This is a genomic window from Nonomuraea sp. KM90 (assembly GCF_052246675.1).
Taxonomy (GTDB): Bacteria; Actinomycetota; Actinomycetes; order Streptosporangiales; family Streptosporangiaceae; genus Nonomuraea.
The window spans coordinates 32,149-55,386 of sequence record NZ_JBQQCB010000072.1 but is presented as its reverse complement, the minus strand read 5'-3'; the positions used below and the strand labels follow the sequence as shown (position 1 = coordinate 55,386).

22 protein-coding genes and 1 pseudogene are annotated in these 23,238 nt (G+C 72.1%); 11 read left to right on the top strand and 12 right to left on the bottom strand.

Going from position 1 to position 23,238, the window contains the following annotated elements; genetic code table 11:
• The 8 genes from ACTWPW_RS42490 to ACTWPW_RS42455 all read right to left on the bottom strand — a co-directional run.
• Positions 1-760, bottom strand: a 760-nt coding sequence (locus ACTWPW_RS42490) for a branched-chain amino acid ABC transporter permease (protein ID WP_443172021.1), incomplete at its 3' end; no start/stop codon positions are given.
• A 4-nt stretch (positions 761-764) separates the two neighbouring features.
• On the bottom strand, positions 765-1,439 hold the full coding sequence (locus tag ACTWPW_RS42485) for an ABC transporter ATP-binding protein (RefSeq protein WP_443172020.1): 675 nt from the start codon (positions 1,437-1,439) through the stop codon (positions 765-767).
• Positions 1,436-2,197 carry an ABC transporter ATP-binding protein gene (locus ACTWPW_RS42480; RefSeq protein ID WP_375113646.1) on the bottom strand — a complete coding sequence of 254 codons (762 nt, stop codon included), beginning with the start codon at positions 2,195-2,197 and terminating at the stop codon, positions 1,436-1,438. The genes ACTWPW_RS42485 and ACTWPW_RS42480 overlap by 4 nt, the downstream gene beginning before the upstream one ends.
• Positions 2,198-2,199: 2 nt before the next feature.
• Complete coding sequence (locus tag ACTWPW_RS42475) at positions 2,200-3,471, bottom strand: ABC transporter substrate-binding protein (protein ID WP_443172019.1); 1,272 nt, start codon at positions 3,469-3,471, stop codon at positions 2,200-2,202.
• Entirely contained in the window at positions 3,461-4,558 is a 1,098-nt protein-coding gene (locus tag ACTWPW_RS42470) for a branched-chain amino acid ABC transporter permease (RefSeq protein WP_443172023.1), read from the bottom strand. The genes ACTWPW_RS42475 and ACTWPW_RS42470 overlap by 11 nt, the downstream gene beginning before the upstream one ends.
• Positions 4,559-4,610: 52 nt before the next feature.
• The gene (locus ACTWPW_RS42465) at positions 4,611-5,501 is read right to left on the bottom strand and encodes a branched-chain amino acid ABC transporter permease (protein WP_364117128.1); all 891 of its coding nucleotides are present in this window, start codon (positions 5,499-5,501) and stop codon (positions 4,611-4,613) included.
• Positions 5,498-6,268, bottom strand: coding sequence for an ABC transporter ATP-binding protein (locus ACTWPW_RS42460; protein ID WP_375113863.1), 771 nt, complete (start codon positions 6,266-6,268; stop codon positions 5,498-5,500). Before ACTWPW_RS42460 ends, ACTWPW_RS42465 begins: the two co-directional genes overlap by 4 nt.
• Before the next feature lie 23 nt (positions 6,269-6,291).
• Positions 6,292-7,068 (bottom strand): ABC transporter ATP-binding protein, encoded by a 777-nt coding sequence (locus ACTWPW_RS42455; RefSeq protein WP_443172018.1) that lies wholly within the window; start codon positions 7,066-7,068, stop codon positions 6,292-6,294.
• Positions 7,069-7,255: 187 nt separating this feature from the next.
• Here ACTWPW_RS42455 and ACTWPW_RS42450 point away from each other — a divergent pair, with 187 nt between their 5' ends.
• Positions 7,256-8,446, top strand: coding sequence for a PucR family transcriptional regulator (locus tag ACTWPW_RS42450; protein WP_443172017.1), 1,191 nt, complete (start codon positions 7,256-7,258; stop codon positions 8,444-8,446).
• A gap of 208 nt (positions 8,447-8,654) precedes the next feature.
• On the opposite strand, the gene ACTWPW_RS42445 is transcribed toward ACTWPW_RS42450, so the two are convergent.
• Complete coding sequence (locus ACTWPW_RS42445; RefSeq protein WP_443172016.1) at positions 8,655-9,029, bottom strand: winged helix-turn-helix transcriptional regulator; 375 nt, start codon at positions 9,027-9,029, stop codon at positions 8,655-8,657.
• A gap of 64 nt (positions 9,030-9,093) precedes the next feature.
• Between ACTWPW_RS42445 and ACTWPW_RS42440 the strand changes: the two genes are divergently transcribed.
• The 7 genes and pseudogenes from ACTWPW_RS42440 to ACTWPW_RS42410 all read left to right on the top strand — a co-directional run bounded on the left by ACTWPW_RS42440 (position 9,094) and on the right by ACTWPW_RS42410 (position 16,371).
• A complete protein-coding gene (locus ACTWPW_RS42440; RefSeq protein ID WP_443172015.1) occupies positions 9,094-9,993 on the top strand; it encodes an LLM class flavin-dependent oxidoreductase in 900 nt (299 codons plus the stop codon).
• Positions 9,990-11,303 (top strand): FAD-binding oxidoreductase, encoded by a 1,314-nt coding sequence (locus tag ACTWPW_RS42435; RefSeq protein WP_443172014.1) that lies wholly within the window; start codon positions 9,990-9,992, stop codon positions 11,301-11,303. Before ACTWPW_RS42440 ends, ACTWPW_RS42435 begins: the two co-directional genes overlap by 4 nt.
• A gap of 117 nt (positions 11,304-11,420) precedes the next feature.
• Positions 11,421-12,548, top strand: a complete 1,128-nt coding sequence (locus ACTWPW_RS42430) for a low temperature requirement protein A (protein ID WP_443172013.1) — start codon at positions 11,421-11,423, stop codon at positions 12,546-12,548.
• 70 nt (positions 12,549-12,618) lie between these two features.
• Positions 12,619-12,843, top strand: a pseudogene (locus ACTWPW_RS42425) (hypothetical protein); the annotation flags it as partial.
• A 103-nt stretch (positions 12,844-12,946) separates the two neighbouring features.
• The gene (locus ACTWPW_RS42420; RefSeq protein WP_443172012.1) at positions 12,947-13,186 is read left to right on the top strand and encodes a (2Fe-2S)-binding protein; all 240 of its coding nucleotides are present in this window, start codon (positions 12,947-12,949) and stop codon (positions 13,184-13,186) included.
• A 3-nt stretch (positions 13,187-13,189) separates the two neighbouring features.
• Entirely contained in the window at positions 13,190-14,179 is a 990-nt protein-coding gene (locus tag ACTWPW_RS42415; RefSeq protein WP_443172011.1) for an FAD binding domain-containing protein, read from the top strand.
• Positions 14,176-16,371: a xanthine dehydrogenase family protein molybdopterin-binding subunit gene (locus ACTWPW_RS42410; RefSeq protein ID WP_443172022.1), complete on the top strand. Its 2,196-nt coding sequence runs from the start codon at positions 14,176-14,178 to the stop codon at positions 16,369-16,371. Before ACTWPW_RS42415 ends, ACTWPW_RS42410 begins: the two co-directional genes overlap by 4 nt.
• An 81-nt stretch (positions 16,372-16,452) precedes the next feature.
• On the opposite strand, the gene ACTWPW_RS42405 is transcribed toward ACTWPW_RS42410, so the two are convergent.
• Positions 16,453-16,986, bottom strand: coding sequence for a YbhB/YbcL family Raf kinase inhibitor-like protein (locus ACTWPW_RS42405; protein ID WP_443172010.1), 534 nt, complete (start codon positions 16,984-16,986; stop codon positions 16,453-16,455).
• Positions 16,987-17,109: 123 nt separating this feature from the next.
• Here ACTWPW_RS42405 and ACTWPW_RS42400 point away from each other — a divergent pair, with 123 nt between their 5' ends.
• Positions 17,110-17,805, top strand: coding sequence for a GntR family transcriptional regulator (locus ACTWPW_RS42400; RefSeq protein ID WP_443172009.1), 696 nt, complete (start codon positions 17,110-17,112; stop codon positions 17,803-17,805).
• 254 nt (positions 17,806-18,059) lie between these two features.
• On the opposite strand, the gene ACTWPW_RS42395 is transcribed toward ACTWPW_RS42400, so the two are convergent.
• Entirely contained in the window at positions 18,060-18,512 is a 453-nt protein-coding gene (locus tag ACTWPW_RS42395) for a winged helix-turn-helix transcriptional regulator (RefSeq protein ID WP_375113632.1), read from the bottom strand.
• 91 nt (positions 18,513-18,603) lie between these two features.
• On the opposite strand from ACTWPW_RS42395, the gene ACTWPW_RS42390 reads away from it, so the two are divergent.
• Both ACTWPW_RS42390 and ACTWPW_RS42385 read left to right on the top strand, forming a co-directional pair.
• Positions 18,604-19,197, top strand: coding sequence for a dihydrofolate reductase family protein (locus ACTWPW_RS42390; protein WP_443172008.1), 594 nt, complete (start codon positions 18,604-18,606; stop codon positions 19,195-19,197).
• 27 nt (positions 19,198-19,224) lie between these two features.
• On the top strand, positions 19,225-19,608 hold the full coding sequence (locus ACTWPW_RS42385) for a PPOX class F420-dependent oxidoreductase (protein WP_443172007.1): 384 nt from the start codon (positions 19,225-19,227) through the stop codon (positions 19,606-19,608).
• 92 nt (positions 19,609-19,700) lie between these two features.
• On the opposite strand, the gene ACTWPW_RS42380 is transcribed toward ACTWPW_RS42385, so the two are convergent.
• Entirely contained in the window at positions 19,701-23,012 is a 3,312-nt protein-coding gene (locus ACTWPW_RS42380) for a family 16 glycoside hydrolase (RefSeq protein WP_443172006.1), read from the bottom strand.
• Positions 23,013-23,238 lie beyond the last annotated feature (226 nt).

The window sequence follows — 23,238 nt, the reverse complement described above, 5'->3', positions numbered from 1 at the left end:
CCCCGACGAAGCCCAGGTACGTGCCCGCCAGCGTCTCGGTGACCCCGACGATCAGCACGCAGGCGACCGCGCCCAGAGCGCTGTCCAGGCCGCCGAGCACGGCGGCGGCGAAGGAGTAGACCAGGACGCCGGTCATCATGGTGGGCTCCAGGAAGAGGATCGGAGCGAGCAGGACGCCGGAGACCGCGCCGATGGCGGAGGCGGCGCCCCAGCCCAGGGCCAGCACGCGCCCGACCCGGACCCCCGACAGCCGGGCCGAGCGCGGGTCCGCGGCGACGGCGCGCATCACCAGGCCGAGGCCGGTGTGCCGGACGACCAGGGCGACCGCGCCGAGCACCGGCCCGGCGACGCACGCGGCCACGAGCGCGGACACCCCGGCCGGGCCGTCGGGGAAGGGACTGGGGAAGGAGCGCAGGGCCGAGGTCCACACCAGGGCGGCGATCGCGTTCACCGTGACGTACAGGCCGATCGTGGTCACCACGAGCGTGAGCTCGCCCGCGCGGTCCTCCACCCGCCGCATGACGGTCCGCTCGGTCACGACCCCGGCCAGGAACGCGACGGCCACCGTCACGGGCAGCGCCGCCCAGTACGGCATCCCGGCGTCGACCAGTTGCCAGGCCACGTACGTGGCGAGCATGGCCAGCTCGCCCTGCGCGAAGTTGACGATGCCGGTGAACCGGTAGGTGAGCACCAGGGCCAGCGCGAGGGCGGCGTATCCCGCGCCCGCTCCCAGCCCCTCCAAGAGCTGCTGGACGAACATCCGGTCACCACCTGCGACGTTCCCGCAGGCCGGCGATCCGGCCCGACTCGACGAGGTAGGCCCGGTGCGCCACCTCCAGCGCCGCCGCCACGTTGTGCTCGACGATGATCATGATGGTTCCTTCGTGCCGGTTGATGGCGTGGATGGTGCCGAACAGCCTGGACCTGAGCGGCGGTGCCAGGCCGCGCGTCGGCTCGTCCAGGAGGAGCAGCCGCGGCCGGGCCACCAGGGCCCTGCCGATGGCCAGCATCCGCTGCTCGCCGCCGCTCAGCGTGCCGGCGGGCTGCCCCAGGTGCGCCTGGAGCCCGGGGAAGTAGGTGAACACCCGGTGCAGGTCCTCGGCGACGCCGCGGCGCGGCCGCCGCCGGGCGTACGCTCCGACGCGCAGGTTCTCCTCCACCGTGAGCGGCCCGAACGTGCCGCCCTCCTGGGTGACATGGGCGACGCCGAGCCGGGCGATCTCGTCGGGCGCGCGGCCCAGGAGCGCGACCCCGTCGAGCGTGGCCGAGCCCCGGGCGCCGACCAGCCCGGACAGCGCGCGCAGCAGCGTGGTCTTGCCCGCGCCGTTGGGGCCGAGCAGCACCACGATCTCGTTCTCTCCCGCGGCCAGGTCGACGCCGTGCAGCACCCGGGCCGCGCCGTACCCCGCGCGCAGCCCCCGCACGTCGAGGCCGCTCACCAGGCCATCCCCTTGCAGGCGGAGATGACGGCGGGGTCCTGCCGCACCGAGCCGGCCGGGCCGTCGGCGATCTTGCGGCCCAGCTCGAAGCAGACGATCCTGCGGCACAGCGCGAGGACGAAGTCCATGTGGTGCTCCACGACGATGATCGTGACGCCGCGCTCGTAGTGGATCTGCCTGATCAGGTCGGCGAGCGCCGGCACCTCTCCGGGGGCGAGCCCGCTCGCGGGCTCGTCGAGCAGCAGCAGCCGCGGCTCGCCCGCCAGCGCGCGGGCGATCTCGACGCGCTTGGTCACCCCGTACGGCAGGCCGCCCGCCGGATGGTCGGCGTAGCGCGCGAGGTCGAACCGGTCCAGCAGCGCGTCGGCCGCGGCACCCGTCCGGTGTTCCTCGGCCGCGGCCCGCCCGAGCGCCGCGGCCCAGAACCCGGCCCGGCCGTGCCGGTGAGCGCCGGTCATGACGTTCTCGCGCACCGACAGGCTGGGGAACAGGGCGGAGTTCTGGAACGTGCGGGCGATGCCGCGCCCGGCGACCAGGTGGGCGGGCAGGCGGGCGAGCTCCTCGCCGCCGAGCCGCAGCGAGCCTTCCTGCGGCTCGCACCGCCTGGTCAGGCAGTCGAACAGGGTGCTCTTGCCCGCGCCGTTGGGCCCGATGAGGCCGACGAGCTCGCCCTCGCGGACGGCGAGGTCGATGCCCGACAGGGCACTGACCCCACCGAACCGCACGGTGAGCCGGCCGACCTCCAGTAACGCGGCCATGATCAGCCGGCCGACGGCACGGAGTACTCTTCGGCGAGGCCGGACACGGCCGCTTCCTTGAAGATCGTGGCACCGCCGACGGCCTGCTTGTCCGGCTTGACCACGTAGGACGAGCGCGAGGCGGGCCGGTCGAAGACGCTGAAATCCATGGGCGTCCCGCCCAGCCCGGCCTCCCACGCCTTCTGCGACCGGTGGGCGGCGACGATGCCCTCCCGGCTGAGGTCCTTGGCGTCACACGCCTTGCGCAGCGCGTCGCCGACGATGATGGCCGCCGTCCACCCGGCCGAGACGCCGCTGTCCAGCGGCTGGCCGGCGTACTTGGCCTGGTAGTCGGTGATGAGCTTCTGGTACGCCGGCAGCGGCGCGCTGATCGGTGCGCCCGCGGTCACGTAGTAGAAGTCCTTCAGCAGCGCGGGAGCCGCCGGGGTCTGCAGCAGCTGCGGGCTGTAGGCGGAGTTGCTGCCCACGAAGGGCACGTCCATCCGGCCCGCCAGGGCGACGCCCGCAAGCGAGGCGGCCTGGCGCGGGCCGACCGAGACCAGCACGGCCTTGACCCCCGCCTTCTTGAACGCCGCCACCTGGGCGGTCATGTCCTGGTCGGTCGCCTTGATCTTCTGCTCCACCAGGGAGAGCCCGAGCTTGTCCGAGGCGTACTTGGAGCCGTCGAGGGCGCTCTCGCCGTAGTCGCCCTCGAAGTACAGGTGACCGATCTTGTCCCCGGCCTTGATCCCCTTCTCCTTCACCAGGAAGTCGACGCCGTTGATCATGTCGACGTCGTAGGTGGTGCCGGTGACCTGGATGGCCTCGCTGCCGAGCAGGCCGGTCGCCCACGCCATGGGCAGGGTGAGGATCTTGTCGGCGGTGATCTTGTCCTTCAGCGCGGTCACCATCGGTGAGCCGATGAACTGCGGGATCGCGGCCGTCTTCGGCGCGACCTCGGCGTAGGAGGCCATCGCCTTCTGCGCGTCGTAACCGTGGTCGCGCACGATCGTCTCGATCTTCCGCCCGCAGATCCCGCCCGCCTGGTTGACCTGCTCGAAGTAGAGCTGCTGCGCCTGGGTGAGGCTCTTGCCGAGCGAGGCGTACGGGCCGGTCAGGTCGGTGAGCAGGCTGAGGGTGATCGTGTCGGCGGTCACGCCGGGGCCGGTCTTGACGCCGCCGGTGGCCCCGGCGGGCGCCTGGTCGCCACCGGTGGCCTTGCCGCTGGCACAGGCGGTGGCGAGCAGCCCCAGCGCCACCAGCGCGGACAGGGCGGCCGTACGGTTACGGGACATGTGAGCTCCTGGTGTCGGGGGACGGAGTGGGTGACAGGGGCAGCCGGAGGCCGGACAACCTCCTGCGGAGCGAGTGGAACAGGCCGAGCAGGCCGCCCGGGAGGAAGAGCACGACGGTGACCACGACCGCGCCGTACAGGATGCGGGCGGCCTCGGAGGGCGAGACGCCGGCGGTGCCCGGCGCGGCGACCAGCGGGATGGCGTCGCTGTAGCGGGTGAGCAGCTGCGGCAGCAGCGAGACGAAGACGGCGCCGATCACCGCGCCGCCCACCGAGCCGAGGCCGCCGATCACGATCATCGCGAGGTAGTCGAGGGAGAGCAGGATGCCGAAGTAGTCGGGCACGGTCCGCTGGAAGACCAGGGCGAGCAGCACGCCCGCGAGCCCGCCGTACATGGACGACAGCGCGAACACCCCGGCCCGGTAGCGGGTGACGGGCACGCCCATCACGCCGGCCGCGATCTCGTGGTCGCGGATGGTGTTCATGGCCCGCCCCGGGCGGCCGCGCAGCACGCCGCGGGCGAACAGCGCCGCCGCGAGCAGCGTCAGCCCGCCCAGGAACCACAGCCGCTCCAGCGCGCCGAACGGCACGTTCAGCAGGACCAGCTCGGGCGCGTCGGCGAAGGCGAACCCGAAGATCTCCATGGGCGGTACGGCCCTGCCGTTGAACCCGCCCGTCACCGGCTCGGCGTTGAACAGCAGGTGCTGGCCCCCGAAGATCAGCGCCAGCGTGGCGATGCCGAGGTAGGCGCCCTTGAGCCGGCTGGCGATCGGGCTGAACAGCCCGCCCGCGGCCCCGGCGACCGCGACGGCGAGCACGGCGGCCACCGGGGTGGGCAGCCCCAGGCCGCCCAGCGTCCGGGTGGGCTCGGCGGCGAAGTACACGTAGGCGTAGGCGCCCACGGCCAGGAAGAACGCGTGCCCCATCGAGAGCTGCCCGGTGGCGCCGGTCAGCAGGTTGATGCCGATCGCGCCGACCGCGGCCGACATGGCGAACAGCCCGGCCTGCAGCCAGAAGCCCTCGAGATAGAAGGGGACGGCCACGAAGGCGAGCAGGACGGCGATCCTGAACACGGCGATCCTGAACACGGCGATCCTGAACACGGCGATCCTGAACACGGCGATCCTGAACACGGGGAGCCTAGACACGGGCCAGCTCCTTGGTCCCGAACAGGCCCGCGGGCCGCAGCAGCAGGATGACGATCATGATCAGGAACGGTGAGACGTCGCCGATCCCCCTGCCCAGGAAGGCCAGGTCGTTCTGGTAGCCGGTCATGAGCGCCTCGGTGACGCCCACGATCAGGCCGCCGACCAGGGCGCCGGTGGTGGAGTCGAGGCCGCCGAGGATGGCGGCGGGGAAGGCCTTGAGCGCCACCAGCGAGGAGCTGCGGTCCAGGCCGGGCGTGGGGAAGACGCACAGGAACAGCGCGGCCACCGCGGCCAGCGCGCCGGCCACCGCCCAGGCGCTGAGCGAGATGCGGCCCAGCCGCACCCCCATGAGGGCCGCCGTCTCGGGGTCCTCGGCGGTGGCCCGCATCGCCACGCCCCAGCCGGTGAACTTGAACGCCAGCAGGAACGCCCCGATCAGCGCCCCGGCGGTGACCAGCGCGACGATCCTGGTCTCGGCGATCGTGATCCCCCCGATGTGCAGCACGCGCGACTCCCACGGGTCGCCCATGGCCAGCACCTCGGTGCCGATCTGCCGGGTGAGCTCGGTGGTCAGCATGATGTCCACGCCGATGGTCACGATGGCCAGCACGCTGTGCGAGCCGGCCTTGGACCGGCGGATGACCAGGAACTCCACCAGCGCGCCGATGACCGCGGCCGCGCAGACGCCGATCAGCAGCGCGAGCCAGAAGCCGACGTACGGGTGCAGCCGCGCCACCACGTAGCCGCCGGCCAGCAGCAGCGAGGCGTGCGCGAAGTTGACCACCTCCGTCGCCTTGAAGATGACGACGAAGCCGAGCGCTATCAGCGCGTAGACGGCCCCGATGGAGATCCCGTTGACGAGCAGCTCCAGGAACGTGATCACACAACCTCCTCTGCGCCCAGGTACGCGCCGATGACCTGGGGGTCGTTCTGCACCTCGGCGGGCGGCCCGTCGGCGATGCGGCGGCCGAAGTCCAGGACGGTGACCCGGTCGGCCAGCCGCATGACCATGCCCATGTCGTGCTCGACCAGGAGGATGGAGATCCCCAGGCTCTCCCTGACCGAGACGATCAGCTCGGCCATCTCCACCCGCTCGCCGCTGTTCATCCCGGCGACCGGCTCGTCGAGCAGGAGCAGCCGGGGCTCCATCGCCAGCGCCCTGGCCAGCTCCACCCGCTTCTGCACGCCGTACGGGAGCAGGCCGACGGGGGTGGCCAGCAGCGGGGCGATCCCGACGAACTCCGCGATCTCCACCACCCGGGCGGTGTGGGCCCGCTCCTCGCGGCGGGCGCGCGGCAGGCCGAGCCCGGCCGACACGAAGCCGGCGCGGGTGAGCCGGTGGCGGCTCAGCAGCAGGTTGTCGCGCACCGGCAGGCGGGGGGAGAGCGCGATGTTCTGGAAGGTGCGGGCGACGCCGAGCGCCGCCACCTCGTGCGGGCGCAGCGCGGTGAGCTCGTCCCGGCCGAACCTGACGCTGCCCGAGGTGGCCTTGTAGACCCCGGACAGCACGTTGAAGCAGGTCGACTTGCCGGCGCCGTTGGGCCCGATGATCGCGTGCACGGTGCCGGGCGCGACCGTGAAACCGACGCCGTCGAGAGCCGTCAGACCGGCGAACCGGACCGTCACGTCACGGACCTCCAGCGCGGGCATACCATCCGGTCGGTACGTCGGGGTCACGCGGACCACCTCGACAGCCCGGCCCTGGCCTCCAGCACCGGCGACTCCCCGCCGACGCCCAGGTAGCGGCGCCTGACCTCGTCGCTGTCCGCCAGCGTGGCCGCGGGTCCCTCCAGGGCGATCGAGCCGACCTCGAGCACGTACGCGTAGGAGGCCAGTGAGAGCGCCGTGGCGACGTTCTGCTCCACCAGCAGCACCGAGGTGCCCGCCTCGTTGATCGTCCTGATCGTCGCGGCGATCCTGGCCGCCATCTGCGGTGCCAGGCCGAGCGTCGGCTCGTCGAGCAGCAGGACCGACGGCTCGGCCATCAGCGCCCTGCCGATGGCCAGCATCTGCTGCTCGCCGCCCGACAGCAGCCCCGCCCGCTGGTGGGCCCGCTCGGCCAGGACCGGGAACAGCTCGCGGACCCGCTCCCTGGCCCGCCCCGCGGCCTTGCGCGGGGTGCCCATGCCGCCCGCGCGCAGGTTCTCCTCCACCGTCATGCGGGCGAAGACGCGGCGGCCCTCGGGCACGTGCGTGACGCCCCGCCGTACCACGGTCGCGGCGGCCAGCCCGTTGATGCGCGTGCCGTCCACCCCGATCGAGCCCCTGGCCACCCGTCCGCGCTGGAACCGGAGCGTTCCCGACACCGCGCGCAGCAGCGTCGTCTTCCCCGCGCCGTTCGCGCCGAGCACGGCCACGACCGACCCCGGCGGGACGCGCATGGAGACCCCGTCCAGAGCCCGGACGGGACCGTAGTCCACCGCGAGATCGTCTACGGTCAGCTCCGCCATTCGATCCCCTCACAAGACCTCATGCCGGCTCACCCAAACCTTTGACGTGCACCGTCGTCCAGATGCCGCGGTGAAGTCAGGCTCCCTGCCCATCCCGGCGCCGGGCCGGTTGTGCAGCCGCACAACGGCAGATCACAAAACGCTACAGAGCCTTGTTCTAGTAGAAGGGGGATGGCAGCCTCGGGGGATGCGTCCCTCTTCGGTCGTGGACGAGGACGTCCGCCAGACGTTGCACACCGCCGCCAGGGCCCTGCTCGAACGCCTGCCCGCGCTGACGGACGAACTGGTCAGCCGGACGCGTGGCGGCGACGCGGTCTACTGCGCCTGCGTCCCCTACGACGAGCACTGGAAGAGCACCCTCGAAGGCGTGCGCCAGGGCATCACGGCGATCCTCCAGGAGCCCTCGGAGCGGCGGGACCTGGTCTTCACCGCATCCATGGCGCAGCGCAGGGCGGAGCAGGGGCTGCCGCTGGACTCCCTGCTGCGCATGTACCGCCTGGCCGGCCAGGTCACCTGGTCGGCGATCGTGGAGCACATGGAGCGGGAGCGCCCCGAGCGGCTGGGCGTCCTGGTCCGCGCGGCCGGCCACGTGTGGCACGCGATCGACCGGCAGTCCATGGTGGCCTGCGACATCTACGGCCGGCGCGAGCAGGAGATCCTCGGCCGCAGCCAGGAGCGGGTCAACGCCCTCCTCGACGCGTTGCTCGACGGCACCGCCGACACCGGGGTCGTACGGACCGCCGCGGCCGCCCTCGACCTGCCGGAGCGGGGCCGCTACGCCGTGGTCACCGTCCGCTTCCCCCGCCACCACGACGTGCGGCTGCCCGCGACCCTGGGCGCCATGCGGCTGATGTGGCGGATGCGCCCCGCGCACGAGGTCGCCGTGGTCGCGCTCGGCCAGGCCACGCTGGACGAGCTGTGCCAGGAGCTGAGCCTCATCGTCAGCGGCGTGGCGGGCGTGAGCCCGGTCGTGGAGGGCCTGGACCAGGTACGGAGCGCGCACGACCTGGCCTCCCTGGCCATGCGGACGTGCGTCGACGGGGGACCCGAGATCGCCCGCCTGGACGAGCGGGTCCCGGCCGTGCTGATGATCAGCCAGGCCGACGTCACCGGCCACCTCGTGGACGGCGCGCTCGGGCGGCTGCTCGCCCTCGACCCCGCCGACCGGGACACCCTGCTGACCACGCTGGAGACGTGGCTCGCCTGCGACGGCTCCGCCGCCAGGGCCGCCGGGCGGCTGTTCTGCCACCGCAACACGATCATCAACCGGGTACGCAGGATCGAGCAGCTCACCGGCCGCTCGCTCACCCGGCCGCGCGACATCGTGGACCTGGCCCTGGCGCTGGAGGCGGTGCGCCTGCTGGGAAGCGAACGCTAGCCTCCCCGCCCCGCGACTCCCGGGCTCCGGACGAACCAGGATCCGGGACGCCGCCGGCGCGGGCTCCGGCAGGCAGCCGGGCGGCGGCTCCGCGGGCGGGACCGGCCCGGTGGACGATCGGCATCCCGGCGCACGTGATCCGCCGAGGGGGGTCCAGCAGGGGCAGGACGAGCTCCCACAACGCGTACGCGGCCGAGCCGCACGCGGGTCATACGGTGCCGGCGGACCGGTCCTCATGGGGCCCGCCGCGCCGGTAGCCCCAGTCCACCAGCGGCTGCAGGATCCGCATCAGCTCCTCGCCGTCGGGGGAGAGGGCGTAGCGGATCTGCACCGGGGTGGAGGGGATCACGGTGCGGGTGATCAGGCCCTCGGCTTCGAGCTCCTTCAGGCGCTGGGCGAGCAGCCGATCGGAGATCCCCGGCACCGACCCCCGGTATTCGCCGAACCGGCGGGCACCGCGCCGGCCGGCGAGCAGGATCGCGCTGGTCCACCGGCGGCCGACGAGCTCGACGATGTCCTGGAAGCTCCGGCAGTTCGGCTCGTGAATGGCCGGGCGGGCACCCTGGAGTGTTTCGTTAGCCACTTATCAAAGATAAGTCACTAACCTCGCCTTTGCCTAATGGCGCCGGCATCCGGAGCATGAAGTCATGACTGATTACGGACACGCCCTGTCCTTCGGGCTGAGCCTCGACCCCGACATGAACCGGCTTGACGAGACCAGGCTGCTGGCCACGGTCGCCGAGGACGGCGGACTGGACTACCTGGCCATCCAGGACCACGCCTACCAACCCGGGCACCTGGACGCCTGGACCCTCATCACCCATCTGGCCACGCGGACGAGGCGCGTCTCGTTCCTCACCGATGTCGCGGACCTGCAGTTGCGCCCGCCGGCGATGCTGGCCAAGGCCGCGGCCTCGCTCGGCGTGCTGGCCGGGGGCCGGACCGTCCTCGGAGTCGGTGGCGGGGCGTTCGCCGACGCCATCGCGGGCATGGGCGGCGGGCGGCGCGGCGGCGGTGAGATGGTCGCCTACACCGAGGAGTCCTTGCACGTCATGCGGGCCGCGTTGAGCGGCGGCGGGGTGCGGTTGCGCAGCGACCAGCACACGATCGAGGGGTACGCGGCAGGTCCCGTGCCGCCCGCTCCCATCCCCCTGTGGCTCGGCGCTCAGGGCCCCAAGATGCTCGCCGTGACCGGCCGCGCCGCCGACGGCTGGGTCTCACCCCTCAACATCTACGTCCCGCCGGCCGAGGTGCCCGGCAAGCAGAAGACCATCGACGAGACGGCTCGCGCGGCGGGCCGCGACCCGGCGGAGATACGAAGGATCTACAACGTGATCGGCGTGATCGGCGACGTCCGCGGCGGGCCCGGCCTGGCCGGCGACGCGCGCCGGTGGGCGGACACGCTCACCGAATGGGCGGTCGAGCTGGGCTTCGACACGTTCGTCTTCTGGCCGGTGGCCGAGCACCGGGTCCAGCTCGACGTGTTCGCCGCCGAGGTCGTCCCGGCCGTCCGCGAGCAGGTCGCCAGGACGCGGGGGCAGCGATGACACCCAAGCTCTCCCCGGTGCCGCCCGAGCTGCAGGGCAAGATCGTCGTTCCCGGGGACCAGCGGTACCGGCTGCTGCGCTCCACGTACACGACCGTGGCCGGCCCCGCCGCCGTGCTGCTTCCCGGAAGCACGGCGGAGGTGGCCGCCGCGCTGCGGTTCGCCCGCGAGCGGGGCCTGCCCTTATCGGTACGGAGCGGGGGTCACGGCCTGTCAGGGCGCTCCTCCAACGACGGCGGCGTGGTCATCGACCTGTCCTCGATGAACCGGGTCCAGGTGATCGACCGGGCGGCGCGGCTCGTCCGGGTGGAGGCGGGAGCGCGGTGGGCGCAGGTCGCTCAGGCGCTGTCACCGTACGGTCTGGCGATCAGCTCCGGCGACCACGGCAACGTGGGCGCCGGTGGGCTGGCGACCGGCGGCGGCATCGGTTGGCTGGTCCGTCACTACGGCCTGACCATCGACCGCATCCGGGCGGCCGAGGTCGTGCTGGCCGACGGGACCGCCGTGCGCGCCGACGCCGAGCACGAGCCGGATCTGCTGTGGGCGGTGCGCGGTGCCGGCGCGGGGGCCGGCATCGTGGTCGCCTTCGAGATCGAGGCGATCGAACTGCGCGACATCGGATACGCGCAGATCGCCGTGCAGGTCGACCGGGACGGCCGCGCGCTGCGGCGATGGGCCGACCACCTGGCCTCCGCCCCGCGCGAGCTGTCCACCGCCGTCACCCTGCTGCCGCACAGCCGGTCCCTGGTCGCCTCCATCACCGCCGTGGTCGCTGGCGGCGGCGAGCAGCGGCTGCGGGCGGCGGTCGAGCCGCTGCTCCGGATCGGCGCCACGCTGGACCAGCAGGCCCAGATCGCCCCGTACTCCGCCCTGGTCTCCATGGCGCACCTGCACGCCAACGTCGGCCAGCAGCCGAGCATGACCACCAACGGGCTGCTGACGGCCATGACCGACGAGGACGCGGCGGCGATCGTGGCCGTGGCGAGCGGGCCGCGCCGGGCGCTGGTCCAGCTGCGGTCCGTGGGCGGGGCGGTCAACGACGTGCCGGCGGACGCGACCGCGTACGCGCACCGGCGGCACGGCACGCTGGTGGTCGCCTCGGTGTTCCCGCCGGGTCGCGGCGCGGCACTGGACGCGGCCTGGCGCCCGCTGGCCGGACGGGTCGACGGTGCTTATGTCGGCTTCGAGAGCCGGCCGGACAAGGACGCCTTCGAGCGGATCTACCCGGGCGCGACCGGCGACCGGGTCAGGCACCTGTGGCACCGCCACGACCCGGACGGGGTCTTCCGGGCCCTCTGGCAGCTTCCGTAGGAGACACCGTGGTGCCGCTTCGCACCGCCAGGAGCTCGTTTCCGCCGCGCGATCCCGGACGGCTACCCTTTCGGAACCAGGTCATCATGACCCTGTCGACGTGGGAGGCATGAGCGGATGAGTTCGCCCGCGGCCCGGTTCCGGCTGGGGACCTCTACGAGTGGCGGCGGCCGGGTGACGCCGACCGAGCTCTTCTTCGACCTCGTCTTCGTCTTCGTGGTCACCCAGGTGACGCACGCTGTGGAGCGGCATCCGGGCTGGGAGGGGCTGTTCAAGGGCCTGCTGCCGATGGTCGTGGTGTGGTGGATGTTCAGCGCGTTCGGCTGGCTCACCAACGCCGTACGGCCCGACGCGGTGGGGGTGCGGATCCTGCTGACTCTCGCGATGATGGCCTTCTTCGTCATGGGCCTCGACGTGCCGTACGCCTTCGAACCCGAGGGCTGGGCGTTTCCCGTCGCCTACCTGGCCGTGGTGGCCATCCACTGCGGGGTCTACCTGACCGCCGGCGCCCCGACGGCCCGGCGGGCGATCCTGCGGAACATGCCGTTCAACGCGGCGGCCGGCGTGCTGGTGCTCGTCGCGCCGCACCTGCCCGAGGTGTGGGGCTGGGTGTGCTGGGCCGCCGCCGTGCCGGTGCTCTACCTGTCGCCGTTCCTGGGCCGTATCCGGGGGTTCGTCATCGAGCCCCACCACTTCGTGGAGCGCCACGCGCTGCTGCTGCTCGTGGTGCTGGGCGAGTCCGTGGTGGCCATCGGCATCGGCGCGGAGAGCCCGCAGGGGCACGCGGTGGACTGGCCCCTGGCGCTCGGGGTCATCCTGGGCATCGCGGCGGCGGCCGGATTGTGGTGGGTGTACTTCGACGGGGACGAGGTCCGGGCCGAGGCGGCGTTCGAGAAGGCCACCGAGCATCGCCGGCAGACGCTGGCCTACTACGCCTTCACCGGCGCCCACCTCGTGATGATCATCGGGGTCATCCTCGTCGCGGCGGGCATCACCGACGCCATCCACCACTTCGGCGGGCGGGTGAACCCATGGTGGCTGGGCTGGGGCACCGCGATCTTCCTGGCCGGACACGCCGTCTACCGCGCCATGCTGAAGAGCGGCCGGATCGCCGATCGCGTCGTCGGAGCTGTGTGTGCGGTGCCGCTGGGGGTGGCGGCGTCGTTCGCGGGCTGGGCCGCCATGGCCGCCGTCGTGGTCGTGCTGACCGTCATCGCCACGATCGATCATCGCCTGGCCTCATGAGGGCAGGGCTTTCCCGCCCTTAGTGCAGACTTTTATGGCTGATTGCGACTTTTGTCTCTTTTGATAGGTAATGTGCGAACTCAGCGGCGTTCGATCGAGAACTCGGAATCGAGGCGCTATGAAGACAGCCGCGAGCACAGCACACCCGCACGAAGAGACGACGTCCGAAGTCCCGCAGGTGGAGATCACCCTCCGCGTCAACGGCGTCCCGCACGGGCTGAGGCTGGACGCCCGGGTCACCCTGCTGGACGCCCTGCGCGACCACCTCGGCCTGACAGGTGCGAAGAAGGGCTGCGACCAGGGCGCCTGCGGCGCGTGCACGGTGTTGCTGGACGGCAGGCGGGTGGTGTCGTGCCTGACGCTCGCCGCGCAGTGCGAGGACCGCGAGGTCCACCACCGTGGAGTCCCTGTCGGAGTCGGGGACACCGCACCCCGTCCAGGCCGCGTTCGCGCGGCACGACGCGTTCCAGTGCGGCTACTGCACCCCGGGGCAGATCATGTCGGCCGTGTCGCTGCTGGCCGAGGGCCGGGCGGGCTCGGAGGAGGAGATCTGCGAGTTCATGAGCGGCAACCTGTGCCGCTGCGGGGCCTATCCGAACATCCGCAAGGCGATCCGCGACGTGGCGGCGGGGGGCTGAGGGATGCGTCCGTTCGAGTACGTGCGCGCCGCCGACGCCGGCCAGGCCGTGACCCTGGTGAGCGCCGACCCGGACACCTCCTACCTGGCGGGCGGCACCACGCAGCTGGACCTGATGAAGGACGGCGTGCTGGGCCCCGCCCGGCTCGTCGACATCACCCGGCTGCCGCTGGGCGGCATCACGCACACCGGCACGGCCGTCCGCGTCGGCGCGACCACCACCATGGAGGAGCTGGCCGCCGATCCGGTCGTGGCCGAGCGCCTGCCGTTCGTCCGGGAGGCCCTGCTGCTCGGCGCCTCCACCCAGCTGCGCAACCTGGCCACCATCGGCGGCAACCTGCTGCAGCGGGCCCGGTGCCGCTACTTCCGCGACCCGACCGTCGAGGCGTGCAACAAGCGGAATCCGGGATCGGGATGCGCTGCCATGACCGGGTTCGCCCGGATGCACGCGATCCTGGGCACCAGCGAGCACTGCATCGCGCTGCACGCCTCCGACGTCGCGATCCCGCTGGTCGCCCTGGACACCGTCGTCCACGTGCAGGGCATGGACGGGCCGCGCGGCATCCCGCTCACCGAGTTCCATCTCCCGCCGGGCGACACCCCGCACGTCGAGAACGTGCTGCGGCACGGCGAGCTGATCACCGCGATCGAGGTGCCGCTGCTGCCGGAGGGAGCGCGCTCGCACTACCTGAAGGTCCGCGACCGGGTCTCCTACGAGTTCGCGCTGACCTCGGCCGGGACCGCCCTGGTGGTGGAGGAGGGCACCATCCGGTACGCCCGGGTGGCGCTGGGCGGGGTCGGCACGGTCCCGTGGCGGGCCTGGGCCGCCGAGGACGTCCTGCTCGGGGCGCCGGCGAACCGCGACACCTTCCACGCCGCCGCCGACGCCGCGCTGGAGGGAGCCAGGACGCTGCCCGGCACGGCGTTCAAGGTCGACCTGGCCAGGCGCACCCTCGTCCGCACGCTGGAGACCACCGCAGGGGTGGAAGCATGACCGCGATCATCGGCGCGGGCCTGGACCGCGTGGACGCCCCGCTGAAGGTGACGGGCAGCGCGCACTACCCCAACGACTTCGCCTACCCCGGCATGGCGCACGCGGCCCTGGTCCGCGCGACCGTCGCCGCCGGGCGGATCCGCGCCATCGACACCTCGGCGGCCGAGGCCGCGCCGGGCGTGCTGACCGTCATCACCCACCGCACCGCGCCGCAGCTGGAGCGGGGGCCGATGACCCTGCTGGGGCCGTCCCCGCCCGCCCCGCTCCAGGACGACCGCGTCCTGCACCACGGCCAGCACGTCGCCATCGTCGTGGCCGACAGCGCCGAGCAGGCCAGGCACGCCGCCACGCTGGTCCGGGTCGAGTACGAGACCGCCAAGGCCCTGCTCGACCTCGACGATCCCCGGGCGGAGATCGTCACCGACCCGTGGGGCCTGGACACCGAGCGCGGCGACGTGGCCGCCGGGTTCGCCACCGCCGACGTCGTGTTGGAGGGCACCTACAGCACGCCGGACAACACCAACAACCCGCTCGGCCTGATGTCCACGATCGCCCTGTGGCAGGGCGACTCGCTCACCGTGCACGACTCCACCCAGTGGCCGCACAACGTGCGCACGTCGCTGGCGCGGATCTTCAAGATCCCCGAGAGCGGGGTCCGGGTGCTCGCGCCGTACGTGGGCGGCGGGTTCGGCGCCGGGCTGCGCATGTGGCCGCACGTCATCCTGACCGTGCTGGCCGCCCGCGAGGCCGGCCGGCCGGTGAAGCTCGTGCTGACCCGGCCGGAGATGTTCACCTCGGTGGGCCACCGCCCGTACAGCGTCATGCACATCACGATCGGCGCCACCCGGGACGGTGACCTGGTCGCGATCGACGCCGACGGCGTCTCGTCGGTGGCGATGGAGGACGACGACTACGAGCCGGTCTCGCTCTGCGCCGCCACCTCCTACGCCTGCCCCAACGTGCGCACCCGGGACCGGCAGGTACGGCTCAACATCCCCTGCCCGGGCTCCATGCGGGCGCCCGCCGAAGGCCAGGGCAACTTCGCCCTGGAATCGGCCCTCGACGAGCTCGCCCACGATCTCGGCATGGACCCGCTGGAGCTGCGGCTGCGCAACCTCGCCGAGGTGGACCCGCTGTCCGGCCTGCCCTGGTCGAGCAACGCGCTGCGCGAGTGCTACCAGGTGGGCGCCGAGTGGTTCGGCTGGTCACGCCGCAACCCGGAGATCGGCTCGATGCGCGAGGGCCGCTGGCTGGTCGGGTACGGCCTGGCGGCGGTCTCCTATCCCGCCTACCAGGTGCCGTGCCAGGCTCGCGCCTCGCTGCACCGGGACGGGTCGGCGTTCGTGCGCAGCGCGGCCACCGACATCGGCACCGGCACGTACACGGTCATGACCCAGCTGGCGGCCGAATCCCTCGGACTGGACGTCGCGCGGGTGCGGTTCGACCTGGGCGACTCCGACATGCCGTACGCGCCGCAGGCCGGCGGGTCCGGGCTCACCGGGGCGCTGGGCAACGCCGTGCACCTGGCCTGCCGGCGTCTCATCGGGGAGTTCCTCGACCTGGTCCGCGACGAGGCGGACTCGCCGCTGCGCGGGGCCGGGCTCGGCGAGGTCACCGTCAGCGAGGGGCGCCTCCACCTCGCCGGCGCCCCCGAGCAGGGGGAGGCGTACACCGACATCCTGGCCCGGCACGGCCTGGAGGAGCTGAGCGCCGACGGCAGGAGCACGCCGCCGCAGCCGGAGGAGCTCGGGATGGCGGTGGCGGGCGCGTTCGGGGCCAAGTTCGTCGAGGTGCGGATCGACCCCGACCTCGGGCTGCTGCGGGTGGCGCGGGTGGTCTCGGCCATCGACGGCGGCCGGATCCTCAACGGGAAGACGGCCACCAGCCAGATCATCGGCGGCACGGTCGGCGGCATCAGCCAGGCCATGTTCGAGGACACCGCCACCGACCCGGAGACCGGCCGCATCGCCAACGCCACCTTCGGCGACTACCTCATCCCCGTCAACGCCGACGTCCCGGACCTGGACGTGATCTTCGTCGGCGAGCCCGACCGGGCCACCCCGATCGGCACCAAGGGCGTCGGCGAGGTCGGCCTCGTCGGCGTGGCGGCGGCCATCGCCAACGCCGTCCACCACGCGACGGGCCGGCGCCTCCGCTCCCTGCCGATCACCATCGACCAGCTCATGCTCTGACCCGGCACCGAACCGGGCATGTCGGCCTCCTGCGGCCGTTCCCGGCTTCGGCGGTCAGGCGGGGGATCTCGGCGGTGGCGGTCAGGCGGGGGTCTCGGCGGTGGCGGTCAGGACCGCGCGGCCGAGGATGTGGCCGGCGATGGTGAAGCCGAGGTAGGCAGGGGTGGCCTCGGCCGGGACGCCGATGGTCTCGACGTCGAGGGCGTGCACCACGACGAAGTAGCGGTGCGGGCCGTGCCCCGCCGGCGGGGCCGCCCCGATGAAGCGGGCCATACGGGCGTCGTTGGGCAGCTGGTAGGCGCCCTCGGGAAGGCCCGATCCGGTCTCGTCGCCCGCGCCCTCGGGCAGCTCGGTGACGGTGGCGGGGATGCCGGCCACGGCCCAGTGCCAGAACCCGGAGCCGGTCGGCGCGTCCGGGTCGTACACCGTCACGGCGTAGCTCTTCGTCCCCTCGGGGGCGCCGCTCCATGACAGCTGCGGAGAGACGTCCTTGCCGCCCGGGACACCGCCGGACATCTGCTCGGCGGGCCAGGGGGCGCCGTCGGCCAGCGTGGTGCTGGTGACGGTGAAGGAGGGCACCTCGGGGAGCCGGGCGAAGGGGTTGTTGATGCTCATCGCATTGTTCCTCTACGGAGATGGTGGGGTCGGCCGGACGGCGCCGTCGAGGGGCGCCGTCCGAACACAATCGACCATAACACGAATAATCGATTATTTGTCGAATCGTCTATGCTGGGCGGCATGACGCAGACGGCCGACACTTCGTCGAAGCAGATGCTCTCCGAGCGCGTTCACGCCCGGCTCCGGGAAGCGATCATGAGGGGCGAGTACGTCCCGAGCGAAGCGCTCAAGCCGCAGGAGCTGGCCCAGCGGCACCAGGTCAGCCTGGCGGTCGTGCGGGAGGCCCTGGTGCGGCTGGTCGGCGAGGGCATCGCGGTCCGGCTGCCCAACCGCGGCTTCGCGGTCCCGGATTTCTCCGATCGGCGCTGGCAGGAGATCGCCGAGGCCCGCCGTACGATCGAGCCGGTCATGCTGCGCCTGGCGATCGAGCGTGGCGACGTCGACTGGGAGGCGCGGGTGCGCGCGGCCCATCACCGGCTGGTCCGCACCCCGGTGTACGTGCCGGAGGAGGGCGACTACCTGAGCAGCGCGTGGTCCGAAGCCCACCGCGTCTTCCACCGGACGCTGCTGGAGGGATGCGGCAACCCGGTGCTGCTGGACACCTTCGACCGGCTGTGGACGGCCAGCGAGCTGGCCCGCCGCTGGTCGGCCCACCGGGCCCCCGGCCGCGACGGCGTCGCCGAACATCGCCGCCTGGAGGAGACGGCCCTGGCCCGCGACGCCGACACCGCCGCCGAGGTCCTGGCCCGGCACCTGACCCAGACCGTTGCCGACCTGACCTCCGGCCCCCACGACCACCAGGGGGAAGGACCGTGACGCCCGCCCCCGTACGGGGCTGCCGGCTCAGCGCGTCGGTGCGGGGGTGGGGGAAGGGCGCGGGCCGCCCGCGCAGCCGGGCGGCGGCGTGACGCGACGAGCGCGACCGAAGGGTCTTCGTCGAGCTGTCTGCGGGTGAACGCCTCAGGACTCGTTCCTGACCAGCGGTCGCCCGTGCGCCCGGCGCCAGCGAAATCGCGCACCCTGCTCGGCGGGGTGGAGTGGAGGCTGCCGGAAGACCTGGAGGCGTCTCGTCAGACGGCCGCGCCCGGTCCTTCCACGGGGTCGATGTCGCCGGCGTGCATCGGCTCGCCGCAGTGGGCGCAGCGCAGGTCGACGCTGCTGATCTCGCCGCAGGCGTGATGGCGGTAGAGGACCGGCGGGCCGGCCTCGCCCGCCAGCCACCTGTCCCCCCAGGAGGTCATGACCATGAGCAGGTCGACCAGCTCGGTGCCCTTCTGCGTCAGGACGTACTCGTAGCGGGGCCGCTTGTCGTAGGGGCGGCGCTCGAGCACGCCCTCGTCGACGAGGTGATTGAGGCGCTCGGTCAGCACCTTGCGCGAGATCCCGAGGTCGGCCTGGATCTGCTCGAACCGGCTCATCCCCACCCACACGTCACGCAGGACGAGCGGAGACCACGGCTCCCCGATCACGTCGAGGGTGCGCGCGATGGAGCAGGCCATCTGCCCGAAATTCGTGCGTTGCATGGGAGCACTCTACCAAATTGGGGTTCCCTTAGGGAACTCCGAGTGCTACGGTCATGGAGTCTCTTGAAGGAACTCCGAAAGGATCGCGCAGATGAGCAAGGTAATCAGCGCCCACGCGGTGTCGGTCGACGGTTACATCACCGGGCGCGATCCGGGCGCCGGGCGCGGGCTGGGGGACGGGTCGATGCTGTTCGACTGGTACTTCCACGGCGACACGCCCAGCCAGGTGTTCGACGGGTTCCGGCTGAGCGAGCCCAGCGCCCGGGTCTTCGACGCCCTCGCCGGACGCGTGGGCGCGATCGTGGCGGGGCGCAACACGTACGAGGACTCCGACCGTTTCGGCGGCGGCAGCCCGCACCCGGCAGCCCGCCTGTTCGTCTTGAGCCACCGGGCGGCACCGGAGATGACCGAGCGGCAGACCCTCGTCACCACCGGCATCGAGGACGCCGTCGCGGCGGCCCGCGAGACCGCCGGCGGCAGGGACGTCGGCCTCATGGGCGGCGGCGTCGCGACCGAGGCGTTGAGAGCCGGGCTCGTCGACGAGGTGATCCTCCACCAGGTGCCGATCCTGCTCGGCGGCGGCCGCCCCTTCTTCCAGGAACTGCCCGGGCACGTACGCCTCCGCCTGCTCGAAGCCGTCCCGGCGCCGGGCGCCACCCACCTCCACTACCAGGTCGAGCGCTGACCCACCGACAACCGCAAGGAGAAGAACATGCTCACCCCCGACGTACGCCGCGTCCTCGACGGCACCTCGCTGGCCCACCTCGCCACCGTCCTGCCGGACGGCTCGCCCCACACCGTCCCGCTCTGGGTCGGCACCCACGGCGACCACGTCGTCTTCCTCACCGGCCCGCAGTCGCGCAAGGCCCGCAACCTGCGCCGCGACCCGCGGGTGGCGCTCTCCGTGGCGCCCGCCGACAACCCGCTCCAGCCCGTCATGGTCCGCGGCCGGGTCATCGAGTGGCTCGACGGCGACGCGGCGTGGGAGATCATCGACCGGATCTCGATGAAGTACATCGGACAGCCCTATTCCCGGGGAGAGGACCGCATTGTCGCCGTCATCGAGCCCGAGCGGCAGACCGTCGGTCTCAGCTGAGCCGCCCCTGCCCCCGTATGGTCCTCCTTGAGCAACGGCCGCGGCCGGCCGCCCACGCGCGGGGGCGGGGCGACCGGCCGGGCCGGACGGTGTCAGGTGACGGGTTCGATCCACACGTTGCGGAATCGAGGGTTCTCGCCGGGATCGCCGTGGTCCTGGAGGCGGATCCCGCCCGACGCCGCGCTCTCCGGGATGTTGTCGCCGGTCCCGCCGTCGATGGCCACGTCGTCGTGCACCACCACACCGTTCCAGACGACCGTCACCCGCGCGTCGTCCACCTTCACCCCCGCGCTGGTGTAGCGGGCCGCGCGGAAGGTGATCTCGTAGGTCTGCCACGTTCCCGCGGCGGTGGCCATGTTGCGGTCGGGCGCGCGCTTGGAGTAGATCGCGCCCGCCTCGTTGGCGGCCGGTGTGGTGTCCCCGAAGGACTCGAGGACCTGCACCTCGTAGCGTTCCTGGAGGAAGACACCGCTGTTGCCGCGCTGCTGCCCGGTCACGTCCGGCGGGTAGTCCGGCTCGTACCACTCGACGTGGAGCTTGAAGTCGCCGAACGTCTGCCGGGTACGGATGTCGCCGCCGTAGGACTCCATGGAGCCGTTGGCGACCGGCCAGGTCGCCGTCCCGCCTGCCCGTTTCTCCCAAGCCGCCAGATGGGATCCGTCGAACAGCGTGATCCGCCGCGCCTTCGACACGGTGAGGTGGTCGAGACCGAGCTGTCCCGCGTCGCCGGAGTCGTACCTGTAGGCGATCCTGTTCGAGCCCCGCTTCAGGTCGAGCGGCTCGGTCTGGACGGCCCAGGCGTCCGGGCCGCCGGTGCCGGCCAGCCGCACCTGCCGGACCTTGGCCCCGTTGACGTACACGCTCACCGACGTGCCGGTGCCGGCCGCGTAGCGAAGCCCGACGTTGTGCCGGCCGGGGGAGTCCGTCCGCACGGTGAACGTCGTGCTCGCGCCCGCGGTCGTGTAGCCGTCGACGTAACCCTTGCCGGTGTGGCCCTGATGGTCCGTGCCCACCTTCGCGCCACCGCGCAGCTGGGCGTCCTCCGCCTCGAGCACCGGCCGCGCGGCCACGGTGATGGAGTCCAGATTGACGTTGCCCGCGTCGCCGCTGTCGTACGTGTAGGCGATGGTGTTGACGCCTGCCTTCAGCGCGAGCGGTTCGACCCGGGTGGCCCACAGGTCCCACGTCTCCGTGGTGGGCAACGGCACCTGCCTGACCTTGGTCCCGTTGACGTACACGCTCAGCGACTTGGTGCCGGGCGCGGGGTTCGGGCCGTTGGAGTAGCGCAGGCCCACGTGGTACGTGCCGGTCTCGGCCGCCCGTACGGCGAACCGCGTGGCCGCTCCCGCGGTCCAGTAACCGTCGACGAAGCCGCTGCCCGAGTAGCTCAGATGGTCGGTGTTGAGCTTGGCGCCGCCGCTGTGCGACGCGCTCTCCGCCTCGTACGTGGTGTCCGCCGCCGGGCCGCCGACCATCGAGTTGAGCGTGTACCAGGCTTCGGTGCTCCACAGCGGCTGCCCCGCTGCCGAGCTGAACGGACGCGGTGACCGCAGGTGCACCACGCGCCCCGGCTTCAGGCCCGGGATCTTGAGCGTGACCTTTTTCCCGCCGGCGGTCAGCTTGGCGGAGGTGACCGACAGCGGCTCCTCGTCCACCTTGGGGCCACCGTAGGTGGCGGCCGCGACGTACCGCCACTGGGTGGCCTGGTACCTGGCCGCCAGCGAGGCGGCGGTCTCCGCCGACAGCGGCTGCGTGTACTCCAGCTCGAAGCCGCCCTCCACCGCCCGCATCCTCAGGATGTCGAACGCCCTGTCGCCGCCGGGGGTCAGCTTCTGCAGGCCGTAGGTGAGCTTGCCCGGCTGGCCCCAGTTCCCGCCGGCGCCCAGACCGCCCGCGTAGACGGCGCCGTCGGGCCCCAGGCTGATCCGGTTGATCCCCGCCTCGAGTCCCTGGGTGAAGCGGAAGACCGCGCCCTGGTACTCCCCGTTGACCTTCTCGAGGTAGGCCCGCTGGATCCCGCCGTAGGTGACGTCGCCGAACAGCAGCTGCCCCGCGAACCTGCCCCGCTTCATGAGCAGCGGGGTGCTGGGGGAGTTGGCGATCTCGTTGTGCGGCAGCCACAGCATGGGCGGGCTCACCAGGTTGCCGTCGAACGGGCCGTCGGGGTTGGTGTAGTGGTTGAAGAACCGGTCCTTCTTGACGTGCACCAGCTTCGAGGCCGGGAGCCAGCCGCCCTGGTTGTCGGTGACGAACAGCTCACCCTCCGGGCCCCAGCCGAGCCCGTTGGGCGTGCGCAGGCCGCCGGCGATGTACTCGACCTTGCCGGTGGCCTTGCTGACCTTGATGGTCGTGCCCCGGTCCGGCGCCGGCTGCGGGTCGGTGGTGGCGCCGCCGTAGTTGATGGCGACGGAGAGGTTGAGGTAGAAGTGGCCGTCGCGGTAGAGCAGCCCGAACGCGAACTCGTGGAAGTTGCCGCCGAACGGCCAGCTCGCCACGGTCCTGAGGGTGTCGGCGACCTCGTCGCCGTCGGTGTCGTTCAGCTCCACCAGCCGCGACTTCTCCGAGACGTAGAGCTTGCCGTCCACGTACTTGATGCCCATGGGCTCCTGCAGCCCCTCGGCGATCTTCTTGGTGGTCACCCGCGCGGGTGAGGTCTCGCCGGTGACGTTGCCGAGCAGGTGGACCTCGCCGGTCTTGGTCTCCGAGCCGCCCCACGTGGTGATCGCCAGCCGGCCGTCGGGCAGCCAGTCCATCGCGGTCACCTGCGGCTGGAAACCGGCCGGGCGCAGGTCGGTGAGGGTGAAGTCAGGGTGTACCGACTCCAGGGGCAGCCCGTCGCCGGGGGAGTCGGCGCCGCTCTCGCAGTCCTTGCGCCCGGGGGCGGTGACCCTGACCACGTCCGCGTCGGTGCTCAGCGCCGAGGTCGGTACGAGGGTGAACGCGGAGGCTCCGGGCGGCTTCCACTCCAGCTTGAGCTGCTGGCCGTACAGGTGCTCGAAGTGGTCGACGCGCAGCGCGTGGTAGCCGGTGGTCAGGGTGATCGTGCCGTCCACGGCGATCGGCCCGTGCCGCCCGTCGTTGGTGATCACGACGGTGTCGTCGATGCTCAGCCGCGAGCCGTCGTCGCTGGTGAGCCGGAACTCGTACGTGCCCGGGGCCGGGATGTCGATGTTGCCGATGGCCTCGGTGACGAACATGTCGGTCAGGCCGAAGTCGGCGTCGGAGGTCCAGTCGATCGTGGGCATCAGCTTGTCGACGTTGGGGGTCTGACCGGGCTTGAGCGTGCAGAGCTTGGACAGCTCGACCTGGACGTCGTAGGTGCGCAGGGTGATGCCCGGCTCCTGCGGCGGGACCGCCGCGTGCGCTTGAGCGGGTACGACCAGGCAGGCGAGAGCGGTGATCATTAAGACGGATAACAGGGGTGATTTCCGCATGGCCTGTCCCATCTCGGAGAGGGTGCCGCGTTCGGCGTGGGCGGGGGTGCGGCATCGCCGGGACGGCTGCGATCCATCGACGGATGCCGGGTCTCATTCGCTGGAACGGGGAGGGGTAATGCTGCTCTGCGCCGTAATATAAGTCGAGATCTTCGACTTGCCCATACCCTTTCGCCGAAAATCGATAGAAGTCGTG